General features: G+C 62.6%; 15 protein-coding genes. All 15 read left to right on the top strand.

Annotation, left to right across the window (positions count from 1 at the left end; all coding sequences use genetic code 11):
* Positions 1–170 precede the first annotated feature (170 nt).
* The 15 genes from dksA to murC all read left to right on the top strand — a co-directional run bounded on the left by dksA (position 171) and on the right by murC (position 17,763).
* Positions 171–782 (top strand): RNA polymerase-binding protein DksA, encoded by a 612-nt coding sequence (gene dksA / locus AC4BBN_RS06410; RefSeq protein WP_490591114.1) that lies wholly within the window; start codon positions 171–173, stop codon positions 780–782.
* Positions 783–828: 46 nt separating this feature from the next.
* On the top strand, positions 829–2,559 hold the full coding sequence (locus AC4BBN_RS06405; RefSeq protein WP_490591113.1) for an STAS domain-containing protein: 1,731 nt from the start codon (positions 829–831) through the stop codon (positions 2,557–2,559).
* Positions 2,560–2,622: 63 nt separating this feature from the next.
* Positions 2,623–3,168, top strand: a complete 546-nt coding sequence (hslV, locus tag AC4BBN_RS06400; RefSeq protein WP_490591112.1) for an ATP-dependent protease subunit HslV — start codon at positions 2,623–2,625, stop codon at positions 3,166–3,168.
* A gap of 45 nt (positions 3,169–3,213) precedes the next feature.
* Complete coding sequence (gene hslU / locus AC4BBN_RS06395) at positions 3,214–4,566, top strand: ATP-dependent protease ATPase subunit HslU (RefSeq protein ID WP_490591111.1); 1,353 nt, start codon at positions 3,214–3,216, stop codon at positions 4,564–4,566.
* Positions 4,567–4,854: 288 nt separating this feature from the next.
* On the top strand, positions 4,855–5,283 hold the full coding sequence (gene mraZ / locus AC4BBN_RS06390) for a division/cell wall cluster transcriptional repressor MraZ (RefSeq protein ID WP_490591110.1): 429 nt from the start codon (positions 4,855–4,857) through the stop codon (positions 5,281–5,283).
* Positions 5,284–5,292: 9 nt separating this feature from the next.
* Positions 5,293–6,246 carry a 16S rRNA (cytosine(1402)-N(4))-methyltransferase RsmH gene (gene rsmH / locus AC4BBN_RS06385; RefSeq protein WP_490591109.1) on the top strand — a complete coding sequence of 318 codons (954 nt, stop codon included), beginning with the start codon at positions 5,293–5,295 and terminating at the stop codon, positions 6,244–6,246.
* Positions 6,243–6,536 (top strand): cell division protein FtsL, encoded by a 294-nt coding sequence (gene ftsL, locus AC4BBN_RS06380; RefSeq protein ID WP_490591108.1) that lies wholly within the window; start codon positions 6,243–6,245, stop codon positions 6,534–6,536. Before rsmH ends, ftsL begins: the two co-directional genes overlap by 4 nt.
* A complete protein-coding gene (locus tag AC4BBN_RS06375) occupies positions 6,533–8,263 on the top strand; it encodes a peptidoglycan D,D-transpeptidase FtsI family protein (RefSeq protein ID WP_490591107.1) in 1,731 nt (576 codons plus the stop codon). Before ftsL ends, AC4BBN_RS06375 begins: the two co-directional genes overlap by 4 nt.
* A complete protein-coding gene (locus tag AC4BBN_RS06370) occupies positions 8,263–9,750 on the top strand; it encodes a UDP-N-acetylmuramoyl-L-alanyl-D-glutamate--2,6-diaminopimelate ligase (RefSeq protein WP_490591106.1) in 1,488 nt (495 codons plus the stop codon). The genes AC4BBN_RS06375 and AC4BBN_RS06370 overlap by 1 nt, the downstream gene beginning before the upstream one ends.
* A gap of 5 nt (positions 9,751–9,755) precedes the next feature.
* A complete protein-coding gene (locus tag AC4BBN_RS06365; RefSeq protein WP_490591401.1) occupies positions 9,756–11,156 on the top strand; it encodes a UDP-N-acetylmuramoyl-tripeptide--D-alanyl-D-alanine ligase in 1,401 nt (466 codons plus the stop codon).
* Positions 11,146–12,324 carry a phospho-N-acetylmuramoyl-pentapeptide-transferase gene (mraY, locus tag AC4BBN_RS06360; protein ID WP_490591105.1) on the top strand — a complete coding sequence of 393 codons (1,179 nt, stop codon included), beginning with the start codon at positions 11,146–11,148 and terminating at the stop codon, positions 12,322–12,324. Before AC4BBN_RS06365 ends, mraY begins: the two co-directional genes overlap by 11 nt.
* A 4-nt stretch (positions 12,325–12,328) precedes the next feature.
* Positions 12,329–13,939 carry a UDP-N-acetylmuramoyl-L-alanine--D-glutamate ligase gene (gene murD, locus AC4BBN_RS06355; RefSeq protein ID WP_490591104.1) on the top strand — a complete coding sequence of 537 codons (1,611 nt, stop codon included), beginning with the start codon at positions 12,329–12,331 and terminating at the stop codon, positions 13,937–13,939.
* The gene (gene ftsW / locus AC4BBN_RS06350) at positions 13,936–15,192 is read left to right on the top strand and encodes a putative lipid II flippase FtsW (protein ID WP_490591103.1); all 1,257 of its coding nucleotides are present in this window, start codon (positions 13,936–13,938) and stop codon (positions 15,190–15,192) included. Before murD ends, ftsW begins: the two co-directional genes overlap by 4 nt.
* Before the next feature lie 85 nt (positions 15,193–15,277).
* Positions 15,278–16,342 (top strand): undecaprenyldiphospho-muramoylpentapeptide beta-N-acetylglucosaminyltransferase, encoded by a 1,065-nt coding sequence (gene murG, locus AC4BBN_RS06345; protein ID WP_490591102.1) that lies wholly within the window; start codon positions 15,278–15,280, stop codon positions 16,340–16,342.
* Positions 16,339–17,763 (top strand): UDP-N-acetylmuramate--L-alanine ligase, encoded by a 1,425-nt coding sequence (gene murC, locus AC4BBN_RS06340; protein ID WP_490591101.1) that lies wholly within the window; start codon positions 16,339–16,341, stop codon positions 17,761–17,763. Before murG ends, murC begins: the two co-directional genes overlap by 4 nt.

The raw sequence follows: 17,763 nt of genomic DNA, 5'->3' as shown, positions 1-17,763 counted from the left end.
GGCGAAGTTGTCTGTTCGCTACACCACGTACCCACCCACAAAATCTAAGAAGTCAGCGGCGGTAGCAATTGCCCCGCGCCAACCGTGAGTACCCCCCCAAAGTGACAACCGCACCCAAGCCGGCGACCCCGGAAGCTACGACCGAAACGACCCAGACCGGGCCGCGGTATATGGCCATCCCCGCAAAAAGCACCCGTCCGTCCTCGCGGTTGGCCCAACTGACAGTGCCTTCCATGGCGCCCACCGTGGCCTCCACGGCGGCCAAGTCCAGCTACATGCAGAACGCGCCAGAGCCCATGATTGCGCCGCCCCCGCACGTCGCCGCCAAGAAGGACCCCAAGCTGGCGAACAATTGGAAGACTACGCCGGCCGACAAGTTGACCGATGCAGAAGTCATGGCCATGCCCGACAGCGAGTACATGAATGAAAAGCAAACGGCTTTCTTCCGTCTCAAACTGGTGGTATTGAAGCAGGACATGCTGAACAACGCCGGTGAAACCACTGAGCATCTGCGTGAAGACACGGTGGTCGTGCCGGATCCGGCAGACCGCGCCACGATCGAGGAAGAGCATGCCCTGGAGTTGCGCACCCGTGACCGTGAGCGCAAGCTACTGAAGAAGATTGAGCAGTCCATCAACCGCATCGATGCAGGTGACTACGGCTACTGCGACGAAACCGGTGAGCCCATCGGCGTCGGCCGCTTGCTGGCACGCCCCACGGCCACGTTGTCGCTGGAGGCCCAGCAGCGCCGTGAGCTCAAGCAGAAGATGTTTGGTGATTGAGCATATTGCTGATTCGCTTTGATTCTTCTGCCATACCAGGTTAGCCATGCCCCCTAACGAACCTTCTGGTTTGCTGTCCAAGGTCGTCAAGTTCGTTCGTAATCCAACGACGAACTGGTCTGACCTCGACCAGCCTGAGGCGGACAAGGAAAGCCAGTACAGCAAGCAGATGCTCAAGGAAATGATTGAGCGCAAGCGCCGCAATGACTTTGTGCGGCGCCGTGAGTTTGACCAGTTACGTAAGTTGCGCCAGAACGAAGCCCATCCGCAGGCGGCAGATGCGGTGGAGCGGCCTTCCTTCTTCCAGAGCAGCATGCAGTCCATCCAGTCGAAGCTGGACGACCGCGCGGGCACGATCAAGAAAATTGACGAAATTGAAGAGCAGATGTCGCGCCAATGGTGGAAGGCCAAGGATGCGACGGGTGGCAAGTCTGCCGTGCCCCTGTCTTCCCGTGCAGGGCTGCTGCCGGCCGAACCTGTAGCAGTGGCAGGCAGCGCCACTTCCTTTGCGCCTACCGTGCCATCTCCCTTGTTTCCTACGGTGGCCGCCACGGCGTTTGCGCCGACTGAGGTGGCTCCTCTGCGGGAAATTACACCGCCGACCGAGCCCATGGTAGACATGCTGGCGGCGCTGGATACCCAGATTAATTTTTCCTCTAATGCGCATGATGCCGGCGGATTGGACGACGTGGACTTTGTGCATATCCCCGAATTGGACGAGGCGGCGATCCGTTTCGCCAACGGAGATGTGGACGCGGTAGAGGCTTCTATCCAGGCTTTGCTGCGGGCCGAGCATGGCGCGGACGGAAACTCTGAACTTTGGGCGACCTTATTTGATTTTTACCGCGCGACCGATCGGGCGGAAAGGTTTGACGTAGCAGGCATTGATTACGCGACCCGATTCGGCCGCTCGGCTCCGAACTGGTTTTCCATTCCCGAGCAGGCGGGGCGCTGGGGGGCTGTCAGTGCACCCGTTGCACAGGCAGACAATGACTTCAACTGGACCAGCCCCAGTGTGCTGGGGGCTACGACGGTGGCGAACTTGCGGCTTGCACTGCAGCGCAGTGCCCCTTCCAGGCTGCAGATCGATTGGTCCCATTTGGTTTCTATCGACGCTACAGCGCTGGAAGGGTTGACTGCCTTGCTGGACAGCTGGACGCACCAGGCGGTGCGCCTGGGCTTTTTGCGTATCGATCGCCTGGAAGCCGTTTTGCAGGGCCAGGCGCGGACGGGGGATGCGGGCGCCAACCAGGCTTGGTGGCGCTTGCGGCTGGACATGCTGCGTATTTTGCGCAACCACGATGCCTTTGACATGGTTGCACTGGAGTACTGCATCACCTACGAGGTGTCCCCACCTTCGTGGCAGGATGTGCGTTGCTCTTGTGTGGTTTTGTCTTCGCCAGACGAAGAGGTTGTTCCCGGTGCGCCGCTATCACGCCAGCCGACGGACTCCTTGTTCAAACATACCGATATAGGTCCATCCGACTCTATCCAGGGCATGCAACACACGGGCTTAAGCGGTGTAGTGGCGGGTGATGCCGCAGATATATTGGCCAGGGTCGACGTTTGGGCCGACGGTGCAGCTACTGTTGTAGTGCCCTGTGACTACCTGGTTCGGATTGATTTTTCGGCGGCCGGTTCGGTACTGAACTGGGCTGCACTCCACCACGCTGCAGGCCGCAGCGTGCGTTTTACCGGTCTACACAGACTGGCTGCGATTTTCTTCAACATAGTCGGCATCAATGAACATGCCAAGGTGATTCCGCGCAGGAATTGAGCCTTGGCAGCCAGTGCAATCGGGCTGGCTGCATGGATGGCGCTTACCTCTTATTTGGATCCTATGGAGCAGTTTCACGGTACCACCATTCTCAGTGTGCGGCGCAAAACACCGACCGGCATGCAGGTCGCGATTGGCGGGGATGGCCAGGTCACACTGGGTAATATCGTGGTCAAGGGTACGGCGCGCAAGGTCCGCAAATTGCACCACGACCGGGTGCTGGCTGGTTTTGCCGGCGCTACGGCAGACGCATTTACGCTGTTTGAACGGTTTGAGGGCAAGCTGGAAAAACACCAAGGCCACTTGGTGCGAGCGGCCATCGAGCTCACCAAGGATTGGCGCACCGACCGCGTACTGCGTCGCCTGGAGGCCATGCTGGCGGTGGCCGATAGTACGGCGTCGCTGATCATCACGGGCAACGGCGACGTACTGGAGCCGGAAAACGGCATTGTGGCGATCGGGTCGGGTGGTGCCTTTGCACAATCTGCAGCCAAGGCCTTGCTGGACAACACCGATTTGTCAGCCCAGGAGATAGTCAAGAAGTCGCTGGAAATCGCCGGCGAACTGTGCATTTACACCAATATGCACCACACCATTGAAGTTCTTTGAGCTCGCGCGCCGGTCGCAGCTATTGCCCTGAATAGAGTAAGCACCATGTCCTCGATGACACCCCAAGAAATCGTTTCTGAACTCGACCGCCATATCGTTGGTCAGCACCAGGCCAAGCGTGCGGTAGCGATCGCACTGCGCAACCGTTGGCGCCGCCAGCAGGTGCCAGAGGCACTGCGCTTTGAGATCACGCCCAAGAACATTCTCATGATCGGCCCCACGGGTGTGGGTAAAACGGAAATCGCCCGCCGCCTGGCGCGCCTGGCGGATGCGCCCTTCATCAAGGTCGAAGCCACTAAGTTCACAGAGGTGGGCTATGTGGGCAAGGATGTGGATGCCATCATCCGCGACCTGGCCGACATTGCCGTAAAACAAACCCGCGAAACTGAGATGCGCAAGGTGCGCGCGCGTGCCGAGGATGCTGCGGAAGAGCGCATTCTGGACATCTTGATTCCACCTGCCCGCAGCGCCGCCAGCGGAGCGGATTTCGGCTTTACGCCAGCTACGCCTGCCGTGGCGGACAGCACTGCGCGCCAGGCGTTTCGCAAGAAGCTCCGCGAGCACCAGCTGGACGACAAAGAGGTCGAGCTGGAGGTGGCGGATGCCAAGGCCCAGCTGGAAATCATGGGCCCGCCCGGCATGGAGGAAATGACTGAGCAGCTGCGCGGCATGTTCAGCCAGATGGGGCAACCCAAGCGCAAGACCCGCAAGCTGCGTATCGACGAAGCCATGAAGCTCCTGGTCGAAGAAGAGGCTGCCAAGCTGGTGAATGAGGAAGACATCCGAACCCAGGCCATCCACAATGCAGAGCAAAACGGCATCGTCTTTATTGATGAAATCGACAAAGTGACGTCGCGCTCCGAGGGGTCTGGAGCCGAGGTTTCTCGCCAAGGTGTACAGCGAGATTTGCTGCCCTTGGTTGAAGGTACCGCGGTATCCACCAAGTACGGCACGGTGAAAACCGACCACATACTGTTCATTGCATCGGGGGCTTTCCATTTGAGCAAGCCCAGTGACCTGATCCCTGAGCTGCAAGGCCGCTTTCCGATACGGGTGGAGCTGCAGTCCTTGTCGGTGCAGGACTTCGAGGCCATTCTCACCCAAACCCATGCATCCCTGGTCAAGCAGTACCAGGCCTTGCTGGCGACAGAGAGTGTGACGTTGGAGTTCACGCCCGAGGGGATCACCCGTTTGGCGCACATTGCGTTTGACGTGAACGAGCGTACCGAGAACATTGGTGCGCGGCGCTTGTCCACGGTGCTGGAGCGCTTGCTCGATGAGGTTAGTTTTGCGGCTGCCGAGTTGATGGGGCAGACGGTTGTTGTAGACGCCGCGTACGTGGATGTGCGGCTGCAAGAGCTGAGCAAAAACGAGGATTTATCCCGCTATATCCTCTGACCGCAGCAGTCCGGCACCGTGCCGGACTTTTTTGTTACAGCCTGTCGCGGCACCCATCTGAGTTGGCACATTCAGAATGCGCGCTAAGTGCTTAATTTACAACGTATTTTGCACTGCCATACTTGCAGGTTGGCGCCTAAGTCCTTGATTTGATTACAAAAAATACCAGTTGCGGAACGGACGCAGCCTTTTTTTCCTGCTACAGTGCAAAAAAGTGCAATTAAGTGGTGAAAAGTGCCTTCGCGCGCTCCATCGGGTTGCAACTCTCAAGCAAGGTGGGCAGTAGTTGTGTTTCAAGGGGCTTCGTCTCTCAGTCTGGATGCCAAGGGGCGTTTATCGGTGCCAACCCGGCACCGGGACGTGCTGAGCGCGACTGCGGGCGGCCAGTTGACTATCACCAAGCACCCGCATGGCTGCTTGATGCTATTCCCCCGCCCCGAGTGGGAGAAGTTCCGCGAACGCATTGCCGAGCTGCCTATGTCGGCCCAGTGGTGGAAGCGCATCTTCCTGGGTAACGCGATGGATGTGGATATGGATGCCACCGGCCGGGTGCTGGTGTCGCCTGAGTTGCGTGAAGCGGCGGGTATTGCCAAAGAAACCATGCTGCTGGGTATGGGGCGGCATTTTGAACTCTGGGACAAGGCCACCTACGATGCCCAGGAGGCCAAGGCCATGCAGGGTGAAATGCCCGAGGTTTTTCAGGATTTTTCTTTCTAAGGCCCTACGGTGGATACGTTGTGGAAACATACCACCGTCTTGTTGGATGAAGCGATTGACGCGCTTCTCGACAAGCCGGACTCCCCTTCCCACAGCGCCGATGGCGCTGTGGCTACTTACGTCGATGCTACTTTCGGCCGGGGTGGCCATTCGCGTCTGCTGTTGTCCAAAATGGCGGATGGCGATCGCCTGATTGCCTTTGACCACGATCCCGAGGCGATTGCCGAGGCCTCGACCATTGCCGACCCGCGCTTTTCCATCCGCCACCAGGGCTTTCGCCATCTGTCTGAGCTGCCTGACGCCAGTGTCACCGGCGTGTTGATGGATCTCGGCATTAGCTCACCCCAAATTGACAACCCCGCCCGGGGGTTCAGTTTCCGCTCCGATGGCCCGCTGGACATGCGCATGGACCCCACGCGCGGAGAGAGCGTGGCCGAATGGCTGGCAACAGCCGAAGTTCAACAGATCGCAGAGGTGGTACGTGACTACGGTGAAGAACGGTTTGCTGGCCCCATTGCAAAGGCGATTGTCGCGCGCCGACAAGAGCGCGGTCCGATCACCACTACCTCCGAACTGGCCGACCTCGTGGCTGGCGCGGTCAAGACCCGCGAAGCGGGGCAAAACCCAGCAACGCGCACATTTCAGGCTTTTCGGATTTTCATCAATGCCGAGCTGGAAGAGCTGCAGCTTGCGCTGAACGCCAGCCTGCGCGTGCTGCAGCCCGGTGGGCGGCTGGTGGTGATCAGCTTCCATTCGCTGGAAGACCGTATCGTTAAGCAATTCATCGCCAAACATGCCCGTGAGGTGGTGGACCGCCGTGCCCCCGACTGGATGCTGGGCGGCTCTAGCCCTATGCCTTTGGAGTCGCTGGGGCGCGTCAAGCCCAGTGCGCAAGAAGTTGCAGGTAACAAGCGTTCGCGCAGCGCGGTGATGCGGGTGGCACGCAGGACGGCGGCGCCATGACCCGGCTGAACTTGGTGTTGCTGCTCGCCGTACTGGCCAGCGCCTTGTACTTGGTGCGCATCCAGTACGAGTCACGCAGCCTGTTCGTTGAGGTGGACCGAGCGGTCGCCTTATCGCAAAAACTGGAAATTGAAAATGAGCGTCTGCAGGTGGAGAAGCGCGCTCAGGCTACGCCTTTGCGTGTGGAGAAGCTGGCCAAAGAGCAGCTGCAGATGCGCACCAGCTCGCCGGCCATCACCCAGTATGTGACAGTGGCACCCCTGGCCTCCGCCGCTGGAGCGACGCCATGAGCCGCAGCGTCCGATATACCTCTAGCCCATTGCTGGCCAGCAAAACGCCGGTGTGGCGCAGCAAGCTGGTGGTGGCCGCGATTGCCGTCGGCTTTCTGGGCCTGACGGCGCGTGCGGCCTACATCCAGGTGATTGGCAACGCCTTCTACCAGCACCAGGGCGAGGTGCGTTTTGCGCGCACCCTGGAGCTGCCGGCCAACCGGGGTCGCATTCTGGACCGCAATGGCCTGATCTTGGCGTCTAGTGTGATTGCACCCAGCGTCTGGGCGATCCCCGAGGACGTGGACCACGATCCGGCCAAGCTCAAGCAATTGGCCAAGCTCTTGGAAATGCCCCTGGCCGACCTGAATAAAAAGCTGGACGAAGACAAGAGCTTTGTCTGGATCAAGCGCCAGGTGGACGAGCCGGTGACCCAGCAGATCACGGCCCTTGGCATCAAGGGTATTTATCTGCGCAAGGAATACAAGCGCCAGTACCCCGAGGGCGAGGCGATCGCCCACGTGGTGGGCTTCACCAACGTGGAAGACAACGGCCAGGACGGCATCGAGCTCGCTTTTAACAAGGAGTTGGGCGGCAAGCCCGGCTCGCGTCGCGTCATCAAGGACCGCATGGGCCGCGTGGTGGAAGACATCGGCGACCAGGTGCCGCCGGTCGATGGCCGGGAGATCCAGCTCAGCATCGACAGCAAGGTGCAGTTCTTTGCCTACCAGAAGCTGCGCGACGCCGTGATTGCCAACAAGGCCAAGGCTGGTAGCGTGGTGGTGCTGGACACCGTGACCGGTGAAGTGCTGGCGCTAGCCAACTACCCCAGCTATTCGCCGGACAACCGCAAGAACTTGACCGGTGAGCAACTGCGCAACCGCGCGCTGACCGATACCTTCGAGCCCGGCTCCACCATGAAGCCCATCACCGTGGCGACGGCCCTGGAGTTGGGCCGCATCACGCCACAAACGCCGATTGATACCTCGCCCGGTCGCTACACCGTGACCGGCTCCACCATCACCGACACGCACAACTATGGTTTGTTGACGGTCGAAGGCGTGATCCAGAAGTCCAGCAATGTGGGCGCCACCAAGATTTCGCAACGCATGACCCCCCACGAAATGTGGGACTCGTTCACCGCTGTGGGCTTCGGCCAGAAGCCGCAGCTAACCTTCCCGGGCGCCGTGACCGGGCGTTTGCGGCCCTGGAAGTCCTGGCGTCCGATCGAGCAGGCCACCATGTCTTACGGTTACGGCCTGTCGGCATCGCTGTTCCAGATGGCGCATTCCTATACGGCGTTTGCCCACGATGGAAAAATCATTCCAGCCACCATGCTCAAGTCGGATGAGCCGGCGGTGGGTGTGCAGGTGTTTTCGGCGCAGAACGCTGCTGCCGTGCGCAAGATGCTGCAACTGGCCGCCGGCCCGGGCGGCACTGGCCCCTTGGCGCAGACCGTGGGCTATTCGGTGGGCGGCAAGTCCGGCACGGCGCACAAGCAGGTCGGCAAAGGCTACGCTAGCAACAAATACCGCGCCTGGTTTACCGGTATGGCTCCGATTGAAAAGCCGCGCATCATCGTCGCGGTGATGGTGGACGAGCCCAGTGCAGGCTCCTATTACGGCGGTATCGTGGCCGCGCCAGTATTCAGCGAAGTGGTGCAGCAAACCTTGCGCATGATGGGCGTGCAGCCCGACCTGGACGTCAAGGCCCAGGTGGTGTCCAAGGCAGTCGAGGAGTCGTTTTGATGCTGGAACTGCACACTCCTGCCGAAGCGGTAGCCTGGCTGCAAAGCCGGGTGACGGGTGCGCTGCGCGTTGATAGCCGCGCCATCCAGCCCGGTGACGGTTTCATCGCCTGGCCGGGGGCTGCCACCGACGGTCGAAAGTTCGTCCAGGCCGCACTGGCCCAGGGCGCAAGCGCCTGTCTGGTAGAGCAAGAGGGCAGCGCGGCCTTCGGCTTTACCAGCGATGCGGTCGCCAGCTATACCGGCTTGAAGGCCAGCACCGGACCGATTGCTGCCGCGTATTTCAAGCATCCCAGCCAGCAACTAGATGTGCTGGCTGTGACCGGCACCAACGGCAAGACTTCGACCACCTGGTGGTTGGCTCAGGCGCTATCAAAAGTGCAGCGCTATGCGCAGTCTCCGTGTGCGGTAGTGGGTACTTTGGGTGTGGGAATTCCACCCGATGTGCTGGCCACCGGTCTGACCACGCCCGATCCGGTTCTGTTGCAAAACGCCTTCCGTGGCTTTGTGGATCTGGGCCTGGGCGCCTGCGCCATCGAAGCGTCCAGCATTGGCGTTGTAGAGCGCCGGCTGGATGGCACGCAGATTCGCGTGGCGGTCTTCACCAATTTCACCCAGGACCATCTGGACTACCACGGCAGTACCGAAGCTTATTGGCAGGCCAAGGAGGCCTTGTTCCGCTGGCCCGGTCTGCAAGCGGCCGTGGTAAACGTGGACGATCCGCAAGGCACGGTGCTGGCGGCCGCCCTGCCGGGGCTGGACGTGTGGACGCTATCGTGTGCCCACAGCGCGCGCCTACAGGCGCGTGATATCCGCTACGAGGCCACAGGTCTGAGTTTTGAGGTGGTGGAGGGCCCGCAGTCCTGCCGCCTGCAATCTTCGGTGATTGGCCAGTACAACGTGGCCAATCTGCTGGGCGTGATCGGCGCCATGCGGGCGCTGGGCGTGCCGCTGGACGAAGCGGTGCGTGCCTGCGATGGCCTGCTGCCGGTGCCTGGCCGCATGGACTGCCTGAACCAGCCCGACCAGCCCCTGGTGGCGATTGACTATGCCCATACGCCCGATGCGCTAGACAAAGCCTTGCTGGCGCTGCGGCCCCTGGCCGAGGCGCGTGGCGGCAAGCTGTGGTGCGTGTTTGGCTGCGGTGGCGACCGCGACAACTCCAAGCGTCCGCTGATGGCTGCAGTGGCCGAAAAAAATGCGGACTTGGTGCTGGTGACCAGCGACAACCCGCGCAGCGAGCGCCCCGAGGCCATCATCAGCCAGATTTTGCTGGGCCTGAGCCACAACGCCTGCGTGCGGGTCCAGGCCGACCGTGCCGAGGCCATCGCCGAAGCCATTGCCCAGGCCGCGCCGCAGGACGTTGTCCTGCTGGCGGGCAAAGGCCACGAGGCCACCCAGGAGGTGGCAGGGGTCAAGCATCCTTTTTCCGACAAAACACATGCAGAGGCGGCGTTGGCCCAGCGTGCGCAAGGAGGTGCCCTATGAGCGCCATGATGACGCTGCAACAGGCGGCTGCCTGGATTCCCTGCGCACGCATCAGTGGCGATGCGACGGTGGCCATCCACCGCGTGCACTCCGATACCCGCAGCCTGCAAGCCGGCGATCTCTTCGTTGCGCTGAAGGGCGACAACTTCGACGCCAACCTGCTGCTGGAGCGAGCCCGTGCCCAGGGTGCTGCAGCCGCAATCTGCCACCATGGCCATGCGCTGCCGGGTTTGCCGTGCATCGAAGTGGACGACAGCCTGGTGGCGCTGGGTGCCTTGGCGACCGGTTGGCGCGCCCAGTACCGCCTGCCGCTGATCGCGGTGACCGGCAGCAACGGCAAAACTACGGTGACGCAAATGCTGGCGTCCATACTGCGGGCAGTGGAGCCGGAAGCCACGCTGGCCACCCAGGGCAATTACAACAACGCCATCGGCGTGCCGTTGACGCTGTTGCGCTTGCGTGCTCACCACCGCCTGGCTGTGGTCGAGCTGGGTATGAACCACCCCGGTGAAATCGCCGCACTGGCCGCCATGGCGCAGCCCACGGTGGCCCTGGTGAACAACGCACAGCGCGAGCACCTGGAGTTTATGGCCACGGTAGAGGCTGTCGCCGAGGAAAATGGCAGCGTGCTGGCCGCACTGCCTGCAGACGGCGCGGCCGTCTTTCCGGCAGACGACGACTACACACCGGTATGGCTGGGCCTGGCGGGTGCACACCGCTGCCTGCAGTTTTCACTGGCCGATGCCGACGTGTACGCCGAACCTCCCGTCTGGGCCGATGGCGCCTGGGAGGTCCGCGCCCACACCCCGGCGGGAACGCTGTCCTACCGCTTGCGCATTGCAGGCTTGCACAACGTCAAGAATTCATTAGCCGCTGCTGCGTGCGCCTTGGCGGCCGGCGTGCCGTTGACCGCCGTGGTCCAGGGCTTGTCGGTGTTCGAGCCCGTCAAGGGCCGCTCGCGTGCGCTGGCCGTGCCCATGGGCGGGCGCAGCCTGACCGTGGTGGACGATACCTACAACGCCAATCCCGACTCCGTCAAAGCGGCCGTACAGGTGCTGGCCGCGTTGCCTGGGCCGCGCATGCTGGTGCTGGGCGATATGGGCGAGGTGGGCGACCAGGGGCTGCAGTTCCACGCCGAAGCCGGCATCCAGGCCCGGGACAGCGGCATCGACAGTCTGCTGACCCTGGGAAGCCTGTCGGCCCATGCCAGCGCGCAGTTTGCGGGCGCCGTGCATTTCGAAGACATCGATACGCTGCTGGCCGCCGTGCAGCAGCAGTTACCCCATATGGCCAGCGTGCTGGTCAAAGGCTCGCGCTTCATGCAGATGGAGCGCGTGGTCGCATTCATCGCAGCCCAGGCTGATCCACAAGAACAACATCCAAAGGAACCGTCCCGTGCTGCTTAGTCTTGCCCAGTGGCTGCAAACCCTGGCGCCCGAGTTCGGGTTTTTTCGCGTTTTCCAGTACCTCACTTTCCGTGCGGTGATGGCGGCCATGACGGCCTTGCTGATCGGAATTGCTGCGGGTCCGGCAGTGATCCGCCGCCTGACCGCGCTGAAGATCGGCCAGCCCATCCGCGGCTACGGCATGGAAAGCCATCTGGTCAAACAGGGCACGCCCACCATGGGCGGCGTGCTGATCCTGCTGTCCATCGCCATCTCCACACTTTTGTGGGTTGACCTGTCGAACCGTTTTGTCTGGATCGTGCTGCTGGTGACTTTTGGCTTTGGAGGCATAGGCTGGGTGGACGACTGGCGCAAGGTGGTCAACAAGGACCCCGAGGGTATGCGTTCACGTGAGAAATACATGTGGCAGTCGCTGATCGGCCTGGTGGCCGCTTTGTATTTGGTGTTCAGTATTTCTGAAAACTCCAATCTGCGGGTGATGGAGCTGTTCCTGAGCTGGGTGCAGTCTGGTTTTGATTTGAACCTGCCGCCCAAGGCCGGTTTGATGCTGCCCTTTTTTAAAGAAGTGAGCTACCCCCTGGGCGTGCTGGGCTTTGTGGTGCTGACCTATTTGGTGATCGTGGGCTCCAGTAATGCGGTGAACCTGACTGATGGCCTGGACGGCCTGGCCATCATGCCGGTGGTGCTGGTGGGCTCGGCACTGGGCGTGTTTGCCTACGTGACGGGCAGCTCGGTGTTTTCGCGCTATTTGTTTCTGCCGCACATCACGGGTGCGGGCGAGCTGCTGGTGTTCTGTACCGCCATGGCCGGCGCCGGCCTGGCCTTTCTGTGGTTCAACGCTTATCCGGCCCAGGTGTTTATGGGCGATGTAGGGGCTCTGGCCCTGGGCGGTGCTTTGGGCACCATTGCCGTCATCGTGCGCCAGGAAGTGGTGTTGTCCATCATGGGCGGCATCTTCGTGGTCGAGGCCTTGTCGGTGATGCTGCAGGTCAGCTGGTTCAAGTTCACCAAGAAGAAATACGGCACGGGTCGGCGCATCCTGAAGATGGCGCCACTGCACCACCATTTCGAGAAAAGCGGCTGGAAGGAAACGCAGGTCGTCGTGCGTTTCTGGATCATCACCATGCTGTTGTGCCTGGTGGGCCTGTCCACCCTGAAGCTGCGTTAATTACATGCGCCACTTGCAAGACCTTCCTGTCGTGATCCTGGGCCTGGGTGCGTCCGGCCTGGCCATGGCGCGCTGGTGCGCCCGCCACGGCGCGCAGGTCACGGTGGCGGACACGCGCGAGGCGCCGCCGCAGCTGGCCACCTTGCAGCAGGAAGTACCTGGCGCCGTGTTTGTCGGTGGCCCGTTCACGGCGGCCCTGGCGAACGGCATGCAGGCGATTTACCGGTCGCCGGGTTTGGCTCCCGAGGTGCTGGCCCCGGTGCTGGACGAGGCGCAGCGCGCCGGTCTGCGTGTGGGCGGCGAGCTGGACCTGTTTGCCCAGGCGCTGGCCGATCTGCGCCAGAGCACCGCTGTGCCAGAAAGCGACGCCCAGCCCGAGCCCGAGGAAGACCTGGCACCCGTAGAGCTGTCTGACGACGGCGAGGCCCCGGTGATTGCGGCCCCGGCTGAAGCTGAGGGCTACCAACCCGCCGTGCTGGCCATTACTGGCACCAATGGCAAGACGACGGTGACTTCGCTGACCGGCCAACTGGTGGTACGCGCGGGCAAGACAGTGGCCGTTGCCGGCAATATTGGCCCCACGCTGCTGGATACCCTGGCTGGCCATATCGATGCCGGCACCTTGCCTGAGGTCTGGGTGCTGGAGCTGTCCAGCTTCCAGCTGGATGCAGCCCGAGGCTTCGAGCCCACGGCGGCCGCGGTATTGAACCTGACGCAGGACCACCTGGACTGGCACGGCAGCATGCAGGCCTATGCTGCTGCCAAGGCCCGCATCTTTGGCCAGCATGGCCTGATGCTGCTGAACCGCGAAGACCCAGGCGTGATGGCCATGTTGCCCGCGCCCATCAAGCTGCGCCTGCAGAAGCCGCAGCTGCGCCGCCACACCACCTTTGGTGCAGATATGCCCCAGCGGCCCGGTGACTTCGGCATCGAAATCGTCAATGGCATGGCCTGGCTGGTGCGCGCACTGGAGGCCGACGAGACCAAGCGCAAACGCAGCGAAGCCGCTGATGATTTGTACATCCAGCGCTTGATGCCGGCCGATGCCCTGCGCATCCGTGGCCGGCATAACGCGGTAAACGCATTGGCCGCCCTGGCACTGGCCAGTGCCGCGGGTTGCGCGCTGGCGCCCATGTTGTACGGCCTGCGCGAATACCAGGGCGAGCCGCACCGCGTGGAGTCGGTGAATACGGTGCGCGAAGTCGAGTATTTCGATGACAGCAAGGGCACCAATGTGGGGGCCACCGTGGCGGCCCTGGTCGGCCTGGGCGCTGATCGCCGCATCGTTTTGATTCTGGGCGGTGAGGGCAAGGGCCAGGACTTCACGCCGCTGGCGGCGCCTGTCGCCCGGTACGCCCGCGCCGTGGTGCTGATCGGCCGCGACGCGCCGCTGATCCGCACTGCGCTGGACGGCGCTGGTGTTGCCATGCTCGACGCCCCCAACATGGCCGAAGCCGTGCAACTTGCGGCGCAGCGCGCCCACCCCGGCGACGCAGTGCTGATGTCGCCGGCCTGCGCCAGTTTTGACATGTTCAAGAACTACGAACACCGGGCCCAGGTGTTCGTAGAGGCCGTGCAGGCACTGGCCAATGGCGACATCGGGGGGGCAGCATGAGCGGCCTGTCCTTGCGCTTCAGCGACTGGTTCAAGGGCCTGCCCAAGGCGGCGGCCGATGCCCTGCCTGTGCGTTTGGGTGCCAGCGGCTTTTCGCGCACGCCCAGCCAGCCGGCACGCGTGCGTGGCTTCGACCAGGCCCTGGTCTGGGTCACCGTGGCGCTGCTGGCCTGGGGGCTGGTGATGGTGTACTCCGCCTCCATCGCCATGCCGGACAACCCACGCTTTGCCAAGTACGACCACAACTTTTTCTTAGTGCGGCATGCCGCTTTCCTGTGCGTGGCCTTCGTGGCGGCCTTGATTGCCTTCCAGGTGCCTATGCGCACCTGGGAGCGCTGGGCGCCCTGGTTGTTCATTGTGTCGCTGTTGCTGTTGGTGGCGGTGCTGATTCCCGGCGTGGGCCGGGTTGTGTACGGCGCGCGGCGTTGGCTGCCTCTGGGCATCATGAACTTCCAGCCCTCGGAGATGGCCAAGTTCGCCATCGTGGTGTACGCGGCCGACTACATGGTGCGCAAGATGGACGTGAAGGAGAACTTCCTGCGCGCCGTGTTGCCCATGGGCGCAGCCGTGGCTGTCATCGGCGTGCTGCTACTGGCCGAGCCGGACATGGGCGCCTTCATGGTGATCGCGGTGATCGCCATGGGCATTCTGTTTCTGGGCGGCGTGAACGCGCGCATGTTCTTCCTGATCGCCACCATTTTGGTCACCGCGTTCGGCCTGATGATTGCCTTTAGCGAATGGAGGCGCGAGCGCATCTTTGCTTACCTCGACCCGTGGAGCGAGAAGCACGCCCTGGGCAAGGGCTACCAGCTATCGCACTCGCTGATCGCCTTCGGGCGTGGCGAAATTTTTGGCGTGGGCCTGGGCGGCAGCGTCGAAAAGCTGAGCTGGCTGCCCGAGGCGCATACCGACTTTTTGCTGGCCGTGATCGGCGAAGAATTTGGCCTGGCGGGTGTGATCTGTGTGATCGGCCTGTTCTTCTGGTTGATCCGTCGCATCATGCACATAGGCCGCCAGTCCATCGCCCTGGACCGCCTGTTTGCAGGCTTAGTAGCGCAGGGTGTGGGCCTGTGGATGGGGTTCCAGACCTTTATCAATATGGGCGTGAACCTGGGCGCATTGCCGACCAAGGGCCTGACCTTGCCCTTGATGAGTTTCGGCGGGTCTGCCATTTTGTGGAACCTGATTGCGCTTGCGGTCGTACTCCGAGTGGATTTTGAAAACAGGCAACTGATGCACGGAGTGCGCGTATGACATTTGCCTGTTTCACCAAAATTGGCAACACCGCGCGAGCGGTGAGCGGTGCGGCACGCGCCGTGTTGATGCACGGAGTGCGCGTATGACCCAGAAGTGCGCACTGGTGATGGCTGGCGGCACCGGGGGGCATATCTTCCCCGGCCTGGCCGTGGCCGAGGCCCTGCGCGAGCGGGGCTGGCGCGTGCACTGGCTGGGTGTGCCCGGCAGCATGGAGCAGCAGTTGGTGCCGCCGCGTGGCTTTGCCTTTGAATCGGTGGAGTTTGGCGGAGTGCGTGGCAAGGGCCTGGGCACGCTGCTGCGTCTGCCGTTGCGCCTGGGCAAGGCCTGCTGGCAAAGCCTGCAGGTGCTGCGCCGGGTGCGCCCGGACGTGGTGCTGGGCCTGGGCGGCTATATCACCTTCCCGGGCGGCGTGATGGCTGCGCTGTTGGGCAAGCCGTTGGTACTGCACGAGCAAAACTCCGTGGCCGGTACGGCCAACAAGCTGCTGGCGCGGCTGGCCAAGCGTGTCTTTACTGCCTTTCCGGATGTGCTGCCGCGTGGCCGCTGGGTGGGCAATCCGCTGCGCACTGCTTTTCTGAATCAGGCCGATCCGGCCAGTCGGTTCGCGCAGCGCAGCGGGCCCTTGCGCCTGCTGGTGGTGGGCGGCAGCCTGGGGGCCAAGGCCTTGAACGACGCCGTTCCTCAAGCCCTGGCCATGATCCCCGCTGTGCAACGCCCCAGTGTGCTGCACCAGAGTGGCGCCAAGCAGATCGACGCCTTGCGCGCCAGCTACGCTGCCGCCGGCGTGGAGGCCGACTTGACGCCTTTTATCGACGACACGGCCCAGGCCTATGCGGATGCCGATCTGGTGATTTGCCGCGCCGGCGCCAGTACGGTGACCGAGCTGGCCGCCGTGGGAGCGGCTGCGCTGTTCGTGCCGTTCCCCGCGGCCGTGGATGACCACCAGACGGTGAATGCGCGGTTCCTGGTGCAGGCAGGAGCCGGTTGGCTGCTGCCGCAGCGCGAACTGACGCCCCAGGGATTGGCAGAAATGCTACAAAAATTAGAGCGATCCACGCTGGTGGAATCTGCGCAAAAGGCAAAAATGATGCAAAAAATAGGGGCTACTGAAGCCGTAGTCGCCGCCTGTGAGGAGCTCGCTGCATGAAACACGCTGTAAGACATTTGCACTTTGTTGGCATCGGCGGCTCGGGCATGTCGGCGATTGCCGAGGTGCTGCACAAGCTGGGCTATGTGGTGTCCGGCTCTGACCAGTCCGACAGCGCCACCCTGCGCCGCCTGGGCGGCCTGGGCATACACACCTTCATCGGCCACGACCCGGCGAATGTGTCCGGGGCGGACGCCATCGTTACCTCCACGGCGGTCAAGGCCGACAATCCCGAGGTGCTGGCCGCGCGCGAAAACCACGTGCCCATCGTGCCCCGCGCCCTGATGCTGGCCGAGCTGATGCGCCTAAAGCAGGGCATAGCCATCGCCGGCACGCACGGTAAGACCACCACCACCAGCCTGGTGTCCAGCGTGCTGATGGAGGCTGGCCTGGACCCCACCTTTGTGATCGGTGGTCGGCTGAACAGCGCGGGTGCCAACGCCAAGCTGGGCAATGGCGACTACATCGTGGTCGAGGCCGACGAGTCCGACGCGTCCTTTCTGCACCTGCTGCCGGTGATGGCGGTGGTGACGAATATCGATGCCGACCACATGGAAACCTATGGCCACGACTTCGGCCGGCTGAAGCAGGCCTTTGTGGACTTTCTGCACCGCATGCCGTTCTACGGCACGGCCATCCTGTGCACTGATGATCCCGGCGTGCGTTCCATCCTGCCGGATGTCACCTGCCCCATCACCAGCTACGGCTTTGAAGAGGGCGCCCAGGTGCGCGCCATCGACGTGCGCGCCGTGGGTGGGCAAATGCACTTCACGGTGCAGCGGCGCAACGGCGTGACCTTGCCCGATCTGCCGGTGGTTTTGAATCTGGCGGGTCGGCACAACGTGCTGAATGCACTGTCGGCGATTGCTGTCGCGGTGGAGCTGAACATCCCCGACGAAGCCGTGCAGCGCGCGCTGGCCAGCTTCCAGGGTGTGGGCCGGCGCTTCCAGCCCTATGGTGATCTGCCAGCGCAGGGCGGCGGGCAGTTCAGCGTGGTGGACGACTACGGCCACCACCCGGTGGAAATGGCCGCGACCCTGGCTGCGGCGCGCGGCGCCTTCCCTGGGCGGCGCCTGGTGCTGGCCTTCCAGCCGCACCGCTACAGCCGCACCCGCGACTGCTTCGAGGATTTCGTCAAGGTGATCGGCGAGGCCGACGTGGTGCTGCTGTCCGAAATCTACGCCGCTGGAGAGGCACCCATCGTGGCCGCCGACGGCCGTGCGCTGGCACGCGCTCTGCGCGTGGCGGGCAAGGTGGAGCCGGTGTTTGTGGACGACATCGCCACCATGCCGCAGGCCATTTACGACAACGCCCGAGATGGTGATGTGGTGCTGTGCATGGGCGCAGGCTCCATTGGTGCCGTGCCCGCCAAGGTCGTTGATATGCTATCGAAAAAAGAGCAATCCGTGGAGGCTGCATAA

The sequence above is a fragment of the Rhodoferax sp. SPJ21 genome (genome assembly GCF_058216335.1).
The sequence above is the reverse complement of the archived record's forward strand: the minus strand, read 5'-3'. Positions and strand labels throughout refer to the sequence as shown.